The organism is Metabacillus sp. GQ13, assembly GCF_059758525.1.
The window spans coordinates 51,322-66,213 of the sequence record NZ_JCAXET010000019.1; the positions used below are offsets into that span (position 1 = coordinate 51,322).

Consider the following 14,892-nt stretch of genomic DNA (forward strand, 5'->3'; position numbering starts at 1 on the left):
ATTGTTTTCAGCAAAATTCATTCATTCCTCCTTCCCCTAAACTAATTTGAATCATCATGACTATTTTCCTCATCGTTACCTAGCCACTTCATTGCATTCTTTTTGAATTTAACGTATTCCTCTTGTTGGACATTTCGTTCTCCATATGTAACTTCGTCAAAAATAAGGGCTAAATGGTAAAATTGATTCGCCCATTCCTTATTTACCTTCTTTAATTCATCATAATACTCCCAATTTGTTTTCCAGATTCGAGCAAGCAACCACTCTCTTTTATGAAAATAAAGGAGCAAGGATAAGAACATATGTCGAGTTGCTAACGAATATTCTTCTAAAACTTCACGTTGATTCGCTTCAGTTAGATGCATTTCATAGGACCAATCCATTTCATTTGCTAATTGTAATGGTTTGTTCTGATGTAATGATTTTTTACGATATTCTCTCCTTATGAGATAGTAAACAAGTAAGAGTAAGAGAGCAATAGTTACAATAATGATACCAGTTAAGACGAACCCAGAATAATCCTTTGTCACCTCAATAGATGGAAAAAGGTCCTCCAATAAACGACCAAACCATTCCTTAACTTGAATCCACCAAGTCTGAATCAAGCCATTTGACTCCTCATAATACGCTCGGTATTCAGCGCCATTCAATATGTCACTTAGTTCCTCTCGAGCTTGATCCTCATTTAACATACAACCCCCCCTTATTTACAATTTTTGAAGTTAAATAGATTACTAGTATCTAAAAACTAAACAGTATACTCATCAAGCATATCTTTTATATCATCCGCATCATGTCTCGTCTTTAAATCAAAATACATAATCGCATATCCTACGGAGAAAATCATCGTTGTTATTAGCGTAACAAAGTTTACAATCATTGTTACTAACACACTTGAACCTAAAAATAAGGTAAGTGAAATTTCAATTGCGCTACTTATACTACTAATAATTAAAGAGAAGATAATATAAATCCCTACAATTACCCATCCTCGCTTCTTAGTAAGGTTCCAACTTCTTAAGAATCCTGGAGTTCCTTCTTTTAAGGTAACAGAGCCAAAATAAAAGCTCCAGCGTGCCACTATATAGAAATAGCCAACTGCAATACCTAGACATAACAATACGATCATTAAAACTCCTAAAATAGGATTCAACTCAATGGCAAATATTCCACCAAATGTGACAAGGAGAATCGGAATAATGACTAAAGCCAATATCATAAGTCCAAATAAAATACTACTTCCTAAAATAGCCCAAAACCGTTTAAGTGCCTTTTTAATAACTGATCCAACTGTAAACTCTTCATTATTTCTAATATGGTTAACAGCTATTAAAACGGATGCTTGAGCAATTGGTAGTAAAAAGATACTGCCTAGTAAAATAAGGATGTAACCAGCATCAAGACCTAAGCTACTCGTACCCGTATATCCTTCCGTTTCCAATCGTGAGAATAATTCTTCATACCATAATCCACCACTAACCACATCTTCTCTGAAAAAACTTGTTCCCATCGCCATTAATACGATGGCTTCTAAAATATACAGTGGTCCCATTAATAATAAGAAAATCTTAAAAAAGTCTGAAAAGCGATTTTTACTTAAACGAAAGGTAAAATCGAGTATTTCCCCAAAACCTTTCGGCTTATTAAACTGTGTATTCACGAAATGTCCTCCTCGTAAGGTTTTTAAGCCTTTTCTAGTTTTAACTAAAATTGCCAATATGACCTATTTTAACACTTTTTTAGCATATTTAGGGAGAACAAATACTGAAATAGACAAATGTTTTTATCCAGAAATGAAATCCTAAATTGCCATCATTTTAAAGTCAAAAAAAGCTAGCTATATAAGCTAACTCTTCATCGAATTTGAGATCATGTTCTCATCTTTATATGTGTATTTGAAAAGATTTGTTAGTAGAAGCTTTATTTGTCTGATCTATTCTTAAAGTAGGTTCCTCAACAAATTGTTTATGCCATAACATAAAGGTTATGACGGTCCAGAGCTTCCGGCTGTTATCATGTTTACCGATAGCATGCTCACTTAATAATTGTTTAAGATAGCCTTTATTTAGCAAATAATCCGTTTGACTATTATTTATTAAGGAAGTTGTCCAATCATACAATTCATTTTTTAACCAGATACGGATTGGAACAGGAAATCCTAGTTTTTTTCGGTGCACAACATGGTGAGGGATGACATCCTTGAAAGCTCTCCTAAGCATCGACTTTGTTTCACCATTTTGGATTTTACTAGACGCTGGAATATGTGCAGCAGCTTTGAAAACTTCCTTATCAAGGAAAGGCACCCTTAACTCTAACGAATGTGCCATTGTCATCCGATCTGCTTTTGTTAAAATATCTCCTCTTAGCCATGTATTCATATCAATTGTTTGCATCTTCGAAATATCATCTAAATGCTTTGCCTGTTGATAAATAGGATCTGTCGTTCGTTTAAAACTAGAATCATAAGGAAAGGATAATAAATTCACTAAATCCTGCTCTTTAAAAATATGTGCATTACCAATATAGCGATCAGATAAATTAGTACAACCACGATAAATAAAACTTTTCCCCTTCATACCATCGGGAAGTATTTTTGAAGATGAAAGCAAGAAATTTTTTACCCATTTTGGAATAGAATGAAACATTGCCAAGTCATTAGGCTCTTTATAAATATTATATCCAGCAAATAGTTCATCTGCTCCTTCTCCAGATAATACAACTGTTACTTGTTTACTAGCTTCACGGGCAATGAAATATAGTGGGATAGATGCTGGATCTGCAACAGGATCATCCATATGCCGAATGATAGTTGGTAATTCACGAATGAATTCTTCAGGTTTAACCAAATAAGTCGTGTGATTCGTTCCAAGTACTTCTGCAGTCTTTTCTGCAACATCTGCTTCACTATACTTTTCATATTCAAAACCAACAGTAAATGTGTTTATGGAAGGATGAATTTGGCTTGCTAATGAAGCGATAATTGTTGAATCAATCCCTCCTGATAAAAAAGCTCCAACCGGTACATCACTTCTCATATGCTTCTCAACCGACTCTGTTAAAGCCTCTCGAATATTTTTTAATTCATGCTCTTCATTATAGGTTGCACTAGGTTGAAATTCTGGTTTCCAATATGACGTAAACGTGCATTTTTCGTCATTTTCTTTTTTAATAAAATAACTACCTGGTGGAACCTTGCGAATAATAGTATCCATAGTTAAAGGTTCTGGAACATATTGAAATGCTAAATATTGTTGTAAGGAGCTTTTATCAAGCTGGATTGAGTCAATAAATGGAATAAGACTCTTTTTCTCTGAAGCAAAAAAGATTCCATCTTGTCGGTCTGCATAATAAAAAGGCTTAATTCCAAAATGATCTCGTGCACCAAATAATAGGTTCTCCTCTGTATCCCAGATCAGAAAGGAAAACATACCTCTAATTCGATATAAAACATCTTTCCCAATTGCAGCATACAATGCAACAAGCACTTCTGTGTCACTACTTGTCTCACATTCTATTCCCCATCCACGTAACGTTTCACGTAATTCAATATGGTTATAAATTTCACCATTAAAAGAAATAATATATCGACCATTGTCATAAGAATACGGCTGATGTCCGTTTTCTTTATCAATTATACTCAATCTTCGGAATGCCATCGAAACATAATGATCATGAAAATATCCACAATCATCGGGGCCACGATGAAAAATTAGTTCATTTGCTTTTGAAAACAATTCAAGTCGTTCATCACTTACAGCTGTTTCTTCATAATAGAGACCACCAACAAAACCACACATAATGCTATCACCCATTCTTAATAAGGCATCTTATTCATTAAGAAACCTAATCCTTGTTTTGACTATAAGACGACTGATAAATGGTAATTGTTTCAACATTTTTCAAATATATATAAATTCTGACTATTAATATGAAAAAAGACACGATTTAAAAGGGATAAATTCCCTATCTAGATGATCAATATCTTCATCTTATAGTAAATAGGGAGATCATTATCCTAGGTGTTTGTACATGACTAAACTTTTACAAAACAAAAAAAAAGAGGCCAAGCCCCTTATTTAACCTCAACCGAAGTTTCAATATGGGCGTGAACCTCTTCCTTTTCAACATGTACTTTTACCGTATAATTACCGATCTCATCAAATGTATAGGATGCTGTGTATTCCCCTTTTGTAGAAAATTCAGTAGCATCAACATATTGATGTTTCTCCTCTCCATCCTTCCAGATTTCGAATCGTACGATCGCCTCAGTAAAAGGCTGTTCAGCTTCTTCTATATTTGTTGATAACGTTTCTTCCTTATTTACTTTAAAACCAGTTAATTCTTCTACATTGATTGTTACACTACTAGGATGATGTTCCGCACTTGCATGGTCTTCATGATGATGTTCATCCACATCTGTTGCCTTTGTGGTTTCCTTGCCGTTTTCTCCTGATCCAACCACAATATCCTTAGTTGGCATCGTATGATAACTTTTCACATTCGTGTGAGCCGTTACGGAATATGTTCCGTCTTCTTTAAATTGATAGTTAATTTCATATTTCCCATTATCAATTAGCTTAGCTTCCACTTTTTCAGATTGATCACCTAGTTTTACTTCAAATATGACTTCTGCATCGTCTACCAATTCCTCACCATAATAAACGTTGGCTGCTATTGTTATATCTTCATTTTTATTAACCTGCTCATTAGCGATAATTTCCACTTTTGGGATTTTCACTTCTTCTTCAGCAGCTTGATGCCCGTTATGATCCTCTGAACCTTGACAACCAGTCAATAAAAAAGCTAGGAAAAGAATGAAGCAACTCAAATATCCTTTTGTCATTCTACAAAAACCTCCAATTAGTCACTAACTATGAGTTAAATGATGAATATACCGGTTAACCACTACATCATTTATACACATTTTATAGATATACTATTCATTTTTAAAAAAGCCCATTGATAAGAAACGATTGTTATAAATGTTTATGTACATATTATTATTTGCTAGGTTCACTTCACCAACCTAAACATATAGCTTAATTGTTTAAAAAGCTCTAATTGCTGTCTTTGAAGCTAAACATCACCAATATGTAAATCCCATCGTTCACAGAGTTTAAATTACCTTACCCATAGTATATTTATATCCGCGGAACAAAGTCCAATATTATTAGATAATTTGCTTTTTTTACACTTATTCACTTAACGTTATTACGTAATTCTAAGGATGCCCTAACAATCGAAATAGCACACGAACCAATTCGGTTTGTGTGCTATTTCAATCATTATTGTTTCTGTGTCAAAAGTTGTTTCCCTTTAACGTGTTTTTTCCTTTTTAACAGCCTATTGATTTAGTGCTTCTTTACTTATTGCCTCAGCTCTATCAGTTCTTTCCCATGGAAGATCTAGGTCATTACGACCGAAATGTCCATAGGCTGCCGTTTGCTTATAAATTGGACGGCGTAGATCAAGCATTTTAATTATACCAGCTGGACGTAAATCAAAGTTATTTCGCACAACTTCAACTAAAGTATTTTCAGATACTTGACCCGTTCCAAATGTATCAATTGCTATCGATACAGGATGTGCAACGCCAATAGCATAAGCCAGTTGAACTTCACACTTATCAGCCAAACCAGAGGCTACAATATTTTTTGCAACATAACGAGCCGCATATGCAGCAGATCTATCAACCTTAGTTGCATCTTTACCAGAAAATGCTCCTCCACCATGTCTTGCATAGCCACCATATGTGTCAACAATAATTTTTCGACCAGTTAAGCCTGCATCACCTTGAGGTCCACCAATTACGAAACGACCTGTTGGGTTTATGAAATACTTCGTATTCTCGTCAATTAATTCCTTAGGAACAACAGGATTAATAACGTATTCTTTCAAATTACGTTGAATTTGCTCTAACGCAACTTCTGGGTGGTGCTGTGTAGAAATGACAATCGTATCAATACGAACTGGTTTATTAAACTCATCATATTCAACCGTTACTTGTGTTTTACCATCAGGACGTAAGTAAGGTAGGATATCATCTTTTCGTACTTCGGTTAAACGACGTGCAATTTTGTGTGCTAAAGAAATTGGTAGTGGCATTAATTCCTTTGTTTCATTACATGCAAACCCAAACATTAACCCTTGGTCTCCTGCACCTATTGCATCAATTTCTTCATCAGTCATATTTCCTTCACGAGCCTCAAGTGCTTGATCAACACCTAATGCAATATCTGCAGATTGTTCATCGATTGAAGTCAATACTGCACATGTTTCAGCATCAAAGCCATATTTAGCACGTGTATAACCAATTCCCTTAATCGTTTCGCGAACGATTTTTGGAATGTCCACATATGTACTTGTTGTAATTTCACCAGCTACTAGCACTAAACCTGTTGTTACAGATGTTTCACACGCTACACGTGCATTTGGATCTTTTTCAATAATTGCATCAAGGATTGAATCTGAAATTTGATCACAAATTTTATCTGGATGGCCTTCTGTTACAGACTCAGAAGTAAAAAGACGCTTATTAGTCATAATTTAAATCTTCCTCCTATATTCGTTTTCATTAAATTTGATCCGGAACTCTTCCCTAAGTCTATTTACCTTATAAGGATCACGCTGGCATGTTTCTGAACAGAAGTATTATGTACCTTTACCACATGCTTGTCCTGATAAAACTCTAATGAAGATCCTCATTCGAAACTATGTTGGACACACGTAAACTAAGGACAAAACTTATCTATTCTTATCACTACAAAAAAACCTTTCCCTTGTGAGGAAAGGTTTTGTAATCGTTCATCGCCTTTCGCTCTTATCGATCAAGGGCTTTCGCCTTGCTTCAGGTTAGCACCTTTGCGTTTTGAAAATGTCGTGGTTCATTTTCGACTCCAACATAGAAATAATTGCACTAATTGTTTAAACAATAGATACAACCTTTGAACTCTACATGTAAGAGCGAAATGACGACCTTTCCTTAAATAGCAGGTTGCTGGGTTTCATAGGGCCTGTCCCTCCACCAGCTCGGGATAAGAGAATCCGTTCAAGGACATATCATAGCGCACAGAATTACTAGTGTCAAGAACAAAAGTGGAAGAGCCCGTTCAATGACGTATGAACTGGAGCACTCCCAAATTAGATAAAGGAAACACGAAGAGCGTAAGCGATTCGATGTTGACTTACCCTATGTATAAGAGTGAAGTTTACTATGCACTGGATGTCAAAGTGCTTATCCACAATACAAGAATTTTATAAGAAAACGATGAGATATACTAGATAACCTTTGTGTTTACTTGCTTATTGATTCTTTTATTTATCCTTACCTCTTTTGATTGAAATATCCAAAAATGTGATTCAATTTTGCTATGTTCACTTAGATACCTAATCCTTCCCTTTTGAATTTAATAAAAGTGGTACAAATAAAATACATAAGTTGATTTTTATCAGTCAATAAGCAACAAGCTTTTGGAAAAGAGACTTTAGAAAAGAGCCTAATTTTCCTCAGTATATTGTAATATAGTAGAAGAAGGACATTTCTCGAGTAAAGGTGGTAATGGGATGAATCTAACTGAGATGACAAATAAGCTAACTCAACTTATTAACGGGGATAACGCGAGGCATAATTTATCGGTTTCCCAACTTGTGGAAAAGGTTCTTGAGCGCAAGGAAGGTATTTTAACTTCAACTGGAGCAATTCGTGCGACGACTGGTGCGTATACTGGAAGATCTCCTAGGGATAAATTTTATGTAAAAGAACCATCGATAGAAAATAAAATTGAGTGGGGAAATATCAATCAACCAATTTCTGAATCAGTATTTGATAAGCTTTATAGCAAGGTTATCTCTCATTTAAAAGAACGAGATGAATTTTACATCTTCTATGGTTATGCAGGTGCAGATAAGCGCTATCAATTACCTCTTCAGGTAGTAAATGAATATGCATGGCATAATTTATTTGCTAGTCAGTTATTCATTAGGGATAGTGAGAACTCCTTCCCATTATCTAAGAAACCTTTTACGATTTTATCTGCGCCATATTTTAAGGCAGATCCTGAAGTTGATGGTACCCATTCTGAAACATTTATAATCATATCACTCGAGAAAAGAACAATATTAATTGGCGGGACGGAATATGCAGGAGAAATGAAGAAGGCAATATTCTCGGTGATGAACTATCTACTTCCAGAAAACAATGTCTTGTCAATGCATTGTTCTGCGAATGTTGGATTTGAAGGCGATGTTGCCCTCTTCTTTGGATTATCAGGTACAGGGAAAACAACTTTATCGGCTGATTCTAACAGACGGCTAATCGGTGATGATGAACATGGATGGTCTACTTCAGGGATTTTTAATATAGAAGGCGGTTGCTATGCTAAATGTATTAATTTAACGGCTAAAAAGGAACCGCAAATTTTCAATGCGATCCGGTATGGTGCGGTTTTAGAAAATGTTGTAGTTGATATTGAAACGAGAGAGGTAGACTATCATAATTCCTCCTTTACAGAAAATACACGAGCAGCATATTCTTTAGATGCGATTGATAAAGTTATTACACCTAGTATAGCCGGGCATCCTCAGTCGATTGTTTTCTTATCAGCTGATGCCTTTGGTGTCCTGCCACCGATAAGTATTTTGACTAGAGAGCAAGCGATGTATTATTTCTTAAGCGGTTATACAAGTAAACTTGCCGGAACTGAAAGAGGTGTAACAGCACCAGAAGCAACCTTCTCACCATGTTTTGGTTCACCCTTTTTACCCCTGCAAGCTACGCGTTATGCCAAAATGCTAGGTCAGAAGGTCGATGAATATGACGTTAAGGTATTTCTAGTTAATACTGGCTGGACTGGTGGAGAATACGGAGTTGGAAAAAGGATAAACTTAAACTATACAAGATCTATGGTTCAAGCGGCAATTGAGGGTGATCTTGATAACATTGAAACAATTAAAGATGAAATTTTCGGGCTCCATATTCCAATACATGTACCGGGTGTCCCAGATGATAAACTACAACCTCACCTTACTTGGAATTCACAAGATGCTTATGACAAAAAGGCAAAAGAGCTTGCAACAAAGTTTAAAAGTAATTTTAAACGCTTTTCACATGTTTTTTCTGATCTTGACAAAGCAGGAGGCCCAATCTAAATTTCTAATCCAATAAATACCTTTAATTAGACTGTTTTAACAAGCAGTCTTTTTTTATTAGGCTCTTTTCTAAAAGTTTGTTGCTCTAGTACGAATATGATCTAAATTTAAGCTATGTCTAAAGGGATATCAGACTAATTTAGCGAAAAGAGCACGAAGGTATCCTTAAAACGTGTACATTAGTACTTTGTACGGAAAACAACAATCTTTGCGAAAACAGCCTTTTATTACAATAAATTTTTATTAATAATCGTCCTACATAGACGTCGTACCTATTCACTAAATCGCAATGCCTATAAAATCACTTTAATTTGATAGACCTAAAGCAACAAATCCCTCCGAAAACAGTCTTTATCATTGCCTACTATAATTCTACAATAATATTTTACGCCTTTCCCTATTCCCTATTTTATGATATTGTAATTACATCATAAAAACACAACTGTTCATTTCAGGAGGACATTATAATGAAACGAAAATTCGGACTATTACCCAGGATACTAGTTGCGATTGGCTTGGGTATATTGATAGGAAGTATTTCTCCGCAATGGTTAGTTAAGGGGTTTTCTACCTTCAATGGTATATTTGGTAACTTTTTAGGGTTTGCTATCCCCTTAATTATTATTGGATTTATTACACCAGGAATTGGACAAATTGGTAAGGGTGCTGGTAAACTTCTAGGTTTAACCACATTGTTTGCTTATACTTCCACAATCATTGCAGGCCTTCTAGCATTTTTTGTTGGTGCAGTTGTCCTACCTAGTTTTATTGCTGAAGGTAAAGTATTAAATTTAAAAAACCCAGAAGAATTTTTACAATCTCCTTATTTCACGATTGAAATGACGCCAATTATGGGCGTCATGAGTGCACTAATTATTTCCTTCATCTTAGGGATTGGTATTGCATCGATAAAGGGACAAACGTTAAAAAATGGCTTTGAGGATTTTCAACAAATTGTAGAGAAACTTATCTCTGTGGTAATCATTCCGATGTTACCATTTCATATATTTGGTGTTTTCGCAAATATGACATATGGAGGACAAGTTCAATCGATATTATCCGTTTTTGCAAAAGTATTTGGGTTAATTATTGTCTTACATCTAGTCATGCTTTTACTGCAATATATAATAAGCGGCCTAGCTTCGAAAAGCAATCCAATTACATTAATAAAAACGATGTTACCAGCCTATTTCACGGCAATAGGAACACAGTCTTCTGCTGCAACCATTCCGGTGACATTGCGGCAAATTAAGAAAACAAATGTAGAGCCAAAAGTAGCGGAATTTTCCATACCATTGTTAGCTACTGTTCACCTTTCAGGAAGCACCATCACACTTGTTAGTTGTGCAATGGGTGTCATGCTATTAACAGGTACCGAACCAACATTCATGGAAATGCTGCCATTAATTCTGATGTTAGGTGTAACGATGATTGCCGCACCAGGAGTGCCAGGAGGAGCCGTTATGGCAGCACTTGGATTACTTAAATCAATGTTAGACTTTGACCCCACAATGGTTTCTCTAATGATCGCTTTATATCTAGCACAAGATAGTTTTGGAACAGCAACAAATGTTACAGGCGATGGTGCTTTAACCATCTTAATCAATAAATTTGTAAAAAAAGAACAACCTACCACACCATCAACTCAATCGATTGCTTAATTATAAGAGTGGTCAAGAATGTTCTTATTCATTAAGAAAAAAAACAGGACAAGAATTATTTCACATTCTTGTCCTGTTTTACCATTTGTTTGTTAACCTAGTTCGTAGAGTTAAGCGCAATTAATCGATAGGTTACTTCTGTTTCATTATCATGGAGTTGCAGTTTTTCAATAATGGCTTCACCTAAAACTTCTCCACTCTTTGTTTTTCTAACTTCTATTGGAATATCAATAGGATAAATTCTATATCCTTCTTTTTTAAGTCGGAAGATATTTTCTTCCACTCGTATTTCATTACCTTTTGTCACAATCATCGTATTAAACTCAACAGGCATTCCCATAAGAAAACCTCCTTTTTCTTACATTCGAACTCTACTTCATCATACCATCTTGTCAGACTCATAAAAACTAGTTATTGTATTTTCATCCAAAAACATAATCTTTGTAACGTTTCACGATTAATTTTCGGAGGAAAGTAATGAGTAAATCCCTCAAAATACCAGCTTTCCACCTGTTTGTTTAATTCCTTCAATCGTTTTTCAAGCCTGTATGCATGGTCAACTGAGACATTTTTATCCTTCACCCCATGTATAATTAAAATAGGTGCATTCATTTTCTCTAATTCATATAATGGTGTTCTCCACACATACCGATCAGGAAATTTTGTCGGGCTACCACCAATAACTCTTTTCATCATTTTCCGTAAGTCTTCACGCTCAACATAGGTTAAGAACATATCAGACACTCCACCCCAAGTAACAACAGAGCGAACATGCTTAGACATGATTGCAGCAAATAACGCCATGACACCACCTCTAGAAAATCCAAAAACATGAATACGATTTGGGTTGACATTGGTGTGCTGCTTTAATAGTTCAACACTTGCGATTGCATCTTCCCGATCATCACCGGCGAAATCTTCATTCCCTTCACCACCCTGATTACCGCGATAAAAGGGTGCCATAACAACGAAGCCTTCAGAGGCGAATTGAATAATTCTACCGATCCTTACCTTTCCGACGCTTTTAATACCGCCGCGTAAATAGAGTATACCGTCATAGTTACCTGGTACAATGGGTTCTGCTAAAAGACCTTTTACTTTTAAATGTCCCGAAAGATAGGTCACAGCCCACAACCGTATGTTCGGATTTGGTGATGGATATTTCACCTTACTAATCATTTCACCATTCATTACTACTTCACCATCTTCTTATGGCAAGCAAGTTGTTACTTACCAAATCATTTAGTTACTACTCAATTTTCTATTCAAAGCCATCAATGTTTTAGAATAGAGTCTTCGTTTGGTTAGGCATATTTCGAAAAAAACTAGGCATTCACACATTTTTCTCAAAATCATAAACTAACACTAGTTCACATTATACAACTCCTCATATCTTATCTTATAGGAATCTTTCCATACGAACCTTTTCAAAAAAATATTACGATGCTCATTGCATCAGGAGGTTGAAACGATGAAAAAGTGGCTAATGTTATTAGTATTTACACTTATTCTAGTTATACCACTATCAGCTTGTAATCAAAACAATCATGAAAAAATCAAACTAGCTGAAGTGACTCATTCTATATTTTACGCGCCATTATATGTTGCTATGGCTGAAGGTTTTTTTGAAGCAGAGGGTCTGGATGTTGAGTTGACAACCACCTGGGGTGGAGATAAAACAATGACTGCACTGTTATCTGATGGTGCTGACATTGCTTTAGTTGGATCAGAAACATCGATATATGTTCATTCACAAGGATCGAATGATCCCGTCATTAATTTTGCCCAATTAACCGAAACAGATGGTACATTTCTTGTTAGTCGTGAAAAAATAGAAAATTTTGAATGGGATCTTTTAAAGGGTCGTACCTTTTTAGGGCAACGAAAGGGTGGTATGCCACAGATGGCTGGTGAATATGTTTTAAAACAACATAACATCGATCCACAATCAGACCTTGAGCTTATCCAAAATATTGATTTTGCAAATATTCCAAGTGCCTTTGCATCTGGCACAGGTGACTTTGTTCAGTTATTTGAACCAACTGCAAGTATTTTTGAAAAAGAAGGTACAGGTCATATTGTTGCCTCATTTGGAACTGAATCTGGAAAAGTACCTTATACAACATTCATGAGTAAAGAGAGCTTTCTGAATAAAAATGAAGCGACTGCAAGAAAATTCACAGCAGCGATCTATAAAGCACAGCAATGGGTTGCTGAAAAAAGTGTAGCTGAGATTGCTAAATCAATTGAATCCCAATTTGAAGATACAGAGTTAAGTCTTATTGAGACAGTTGTTGAACGTTACAAGCAACAAGGCTCTTTTTCAACTGACCCAATTTTAGATGAAGAAGAGTGGAATCAATTACAAAACATTATGGATGAAGCTGGTGAACTTCCAACACGTGTTGACTATGACACCCTAGTGAATACAATATACGCCGAGGAAGTGGCAGGTAAGTAAGGAGGAACAATCATGTCATTCTTAACGGTAGAACATATTCATCACGCTTATTTTACAAAAAATACAGCTAATGTAGCTCTTGAAGATGTTCATCTTTCTATAGAGGAAGGGGAGTTTGTCTCCTTTCTCGGTCCAAGTGGATGTGGAAAATCAACATTACTATCGATTATAGCTGGGCTGATAAAGCCCGTGGATGGTACTGTAAAAATAGATGATAAAATCATTACGAAGCCTGATTCAATAATTGGGTATATGCTGCAGCAGGACTATTTATTTCCTTGGAAAACAATTGAGGAAAATGTCACATTAGGATTAAAGGTAATCGGGCAAAAAACGAAGGAAACGAAAGAAAAAACACTTGCTCTTCTCAAAGAGATGGGTCTCGAAAATGTTGAAGGACAATTTCCAAACCAATTATCTGGTGGAATGAGGCAACGTGCTGCTTTAGTTAGAACCTTGGCAACAAACCCCAAAATTCTCCTACTAGATGAGCCGTTTTCAGCATTGGACTATCAAACAAAGCTCAAGCTTGAAGATCTTGTTGTTAAAACTTTGAAGGAATATAACAAAACCGCTCTCCTTGTTACACATGATATTGGTGAAGCTATTGCAATGAGTGACCGAATATTTGTTTTTTCAGCACAACCTGGAAAGGTAAGTAGAACCTATCTTGTACCAAATGAGCTAAAGGAGTTAACACCATTCCATGCGAGACAGCACCCTTCATTTACTTTGCTATTTCAACAAATATGGAAGGAGTTGGATCAGTTTGAAACAGAATGAAACCATCAGCCTCCTCCACACTAAATATAAACGAGGGTTAGAAAAAGAGAAAAAGTGGATTCGATTTTATCAAATTCTTATTTTTATCTGTTTTTTTGGATTGTGGGAAATTGCGGGTCAAAGAGAATGGGTTGATCCGCTATTGTTTAGTACCCCTACAAAAATTTGGAACTTATTTGTCACAAAAATGATTGATGGTACACTACTCTCCCACATAGGTGTAACCCTTTTTGAAACGGTATTAGGTTTTATTTTTGGCACATTGCTTGGTGTGTTACTAGCAGCTATACTATGGTGGTCTAATCGTCTCTCTCGGATACTTGATCCTTATCTAGTCATTTTAAATGCAATGCCCAAGGTTGCACTTGGACCTATTCTAATTGTTGCCTTAGGCCCAGGATTTGTATCAATTATTGCAATGGGAACCTTAATATCGGTTATTATCACAACTATTGTTGTTTTTACATCGTTTAAAGAGGTTGATTCAAATTATCTAAAGGTTCTTAAAACATTTGACGCCACAAAATTACAACTCTTTAAGGAGGCTGTGCTGCCGGCATCTTTTCCAACAATTGTTTCAACATTAAAGGTGAACGTAGGTTTATCATGGGTTGGGGTTATTGTAGGAGAATTCCTTGTCTCTGCTAAAGGACTTGGATATATGATTATTTATGGCTTCCAAGTATTTAATTTCACACTTGTCCTTTTAAGCCTGCTAATCATTGCAGTTTTTGCAACAATTATGTATCAAGGTGTAGAAGTATTTGAAAGGCGCTTTGTCAAAACTGAAAAAAGAGGCTGACATCGACACCCCTTAAAGATTCTATTACGGGGTTAGTC

General features: G+C 35.7%; 12 protein-coding genes and 1 riboswitch. Of the genes, 5 read left to right on the forward strand and 7 right to left on the reverse strand.

The window, feature by feature from the left end; all coding sequences use genetic code 11:
* Positions 1 to 41: 41 nt before the first annotated feature.
* The 5 genes from AC6CHR_RS20485 to metK form a co-directional block, all read right to left on the reverse strand.
* Positions 42 to 692, reverse strand: coding sequence for a DUF4129 domain-containing protein (locus tag AC6CHR_RS20485; protein WP_498250900.1), 651 nt, complete (start codon positions 690 to 692; stop codon positions 42 to 44).
* Positions 693 to 748: 56 nt separating this feature from the next.
* Entirely contained in the window at positions 749 to 1,660 is a 912-nt protein-coding gene (locus tag AC6CHR_RS20490) for a hypothetical protein (RefSeq protein ID WP_498250901.1), read from the reverse strand.
* Positions 1,661 to 1,883: 223 nt separating this feature from the next.
* Positions 1,884 to 3,797 (reverse strand): asparagine synthase (glutamine-hydrolyzing), encoded by a 1,914-nt coding sequence (gene asnB / locus AC6CHR_RS20495; protein ID WP_498250902.1) that lies wholly within the window; start codon positions 3,795 to 3,797, stop codon positions 1,884 to 1,886.
* A gap of 275 nt (positions 3,798 to 4,072) precedes the next feature.
* Entirely contained in the window at positions 4,073 to 4,843 is a 771-nt protein-coding gene (locus AC6CHR_RS20500; RefSeq protein WP_498250903.1) for a FixH family protein, read from the reverse strand.
* Between the two features lie 500 nt (positions 4,844 to 5,343).
* On the reverse strand, positions 5,344 to 6,546 hold the full coding sequence (gene metK / locus AC6CHR_RS20505; protein WP_498250948.1) for a methionine adenosyltransferase: 1,203 nt from the start codon (positions 6,544 to 6,546) through the stop codon (positions 5,344 to 5,346).
* A gap of 271 nt (positions 6,547 to 6,817) precedes the next feature.
* Positions 6,818 to 7,041, reverse strand: a riboswitch (SAM riboswitch).
* A gap of 522 nt (positions 7,042 to 7,563) precedes the next feature.
* On the opposite strand from metK, the gene pckA reads away from it, so the two are divergent.
* Positions 7,564 to 9,147, forward strand: a complete 1,584-nt coding sequence (pckA, locus tag AC6CHR_RS20510) for a phosphoenolpyruvate carboxykinase (ATP) (protein WP_498250904.1) — start codon at positions 7,564 to 7,566, stop codon at positions 9,145 to 9,147.
* 467 nt (positions 9,148 to 9,614) lie between these two features.
* Complete coding sequence (locus AC6CHR_RS20515) at positions 9,615 to 10,808, forward strand: dicarboxylate/amino acid:cation symporter (protein WP_498250905.1); 1,194 nt, start codon at positions 9,615 to 9,617, stop codon at positions 10,806 to 10,808.
* 97 nt (positions 10,809 to 10,905) lie between these two features.
* Here the strand turns inward: AC6CHR_RS20515 and AC6CHR_RS20520 are convergent, their stop codons facing one another.
* A complete protein-coding gene (locus AC6CHR_RS20520) occupies positions 10,906 to 11,148 on the reverse strand; it encodes a DUF2584 domain-containing protein (protein WP_498250906.1) in 243 nt (80 codons plus the stop codon).
* Positions 11,149 to 11,219: 71 nt separating this feature from the next.
* The gene (locus AC6CHR_RS20525; protein WP_498250907.1) at positions 11,220 to 11,999 is read right to left on the reverse strand and encodes an alpha/beta hydrolase family protein; all 780 of its coding nucleotides are present in this window, start codon (positions 11,997 to 11,999) and stop codon (positions 11,220 to 11,222) included.
* Between the two features lie 280 nt (positions 12,000 to 12,279).
* On the opposite strand from AC6CHR_RS20525, the gene AC6CHR_RS20530 reads away from it, so the two are divergent.
* Genes AC6CHR_RS20530 through AC6CHR_RS20540 form a run of 3 tightly spaced genes read left to right on the forward strand, consistent with a single transcriptional unit; the run spans position 12,280 to position 14,854 of the window.
* Complete coding sequence (locus AC6CHR_RS20530; protein WP_498250908.1) at positions 12,280 to 13,269, forward strand: ABC transporter substrate-binding protein; 990 nt, start codon at positions 12,280 to 12,282, stop codon at positions 13,267 to 13,269.
* A gap of 12 nt (positions 13,270 to 13,281) precedes the next feature.
* Positions 13,282 to 14,052, forward strand: a complete 771-nt coding sequence (locus tag AC6CHR_RS20535) for an ABC transporter ATP-binding protein (RefSeq protein WP_498250910.1) — start codon at positions 13,282 to 13,284, stop codon at positions 14,050 to 14,052.
* The gene (locus tag AC6CHR_RS20540; RefSeq protein ID WP_498250911.1) at positions 14,039 to 14,854 is read left to right on the forward strand and encodes an ABC transporter permease; all 816 of its coding nucleotides are present in this window, start codon (positions 14,039 to 14,041) and stop codon (positions 14,852 to 14,854) included. Before AC6CHR_RS20535 ends, AC6CHR_RS20540 begins: the two co-directional genes overlap by 14 nt.
* Positions 14,855 to 14,892: the final 38 nt, after the last annotated feature.

Excerpts from the sequence above, each read along its gene's own strand:
- asnB (WP_498250902.1), bottom strand. The coding sequence starts at position 3,797 with ATGTGTGGTTTTGTTGGTGGTCTCTATTATGAAGAAACAGCTGTAAGT.
- pckA (WP_498250904.1), top strand. The coding sequence starts at position 7,564 with ATGAATCTAACTGAGATGACAAATAAGCTAACTCAACTTATTAACGGG.
- AC6CHR_RS20520 (WP_498250906.1), bottom strand. The coding sequence starts at position 11,148 with ATGGGAATGCCTGTTGAGTTTAATACGATGATTGTGACAAAAGGTAAT.
- AC6CHR_RS20485 (WP_498250900.1), bottom strand. The coding sequence starts at position 692 with ATGTTAAATGAGGATCAAGCTCGAGAGGAACTAAGTGACATATTGAAT.
- AC6CHR_RS20535 (WP_498250910.1), top strand. The coding sequence starts at position 13,282 with ATGTCATTCTTAACGGTAGAACATATTCATCACGCTTATTTTACAAAA.
- AC6CHR_RS20525 (WP_498250907.1), bottom strand. The coding sequence starts at position 11,999 with ATGAATGGTGAAATGATTAGTAAGGTGAAATATCCATCACCAAATCCG.
- AC6CHR_RS20530 (WP_498250908.1), top strand. The coding sequence starts at position 12,280 with ATGAAAAAGTGGCTAATGTTATTAGTATTTACACTTATTCTAGTTATA.
- AC6CHR_RS20500 (WP_498250903.1), bottom strand. The coding sequence starts at position 4,843 with ATGACAAAAGGATATTTGAGTTGCTTCATTCTTTTCCTAGCTTTTTTA.
- AC6CHR_RS20515 (WP_498250905.1), top strand. The coding sequence starts at position 9,615 with ATGAAACGAAAATTCGGACTATTACCCAGGATACTAGTTGCGATTGGC.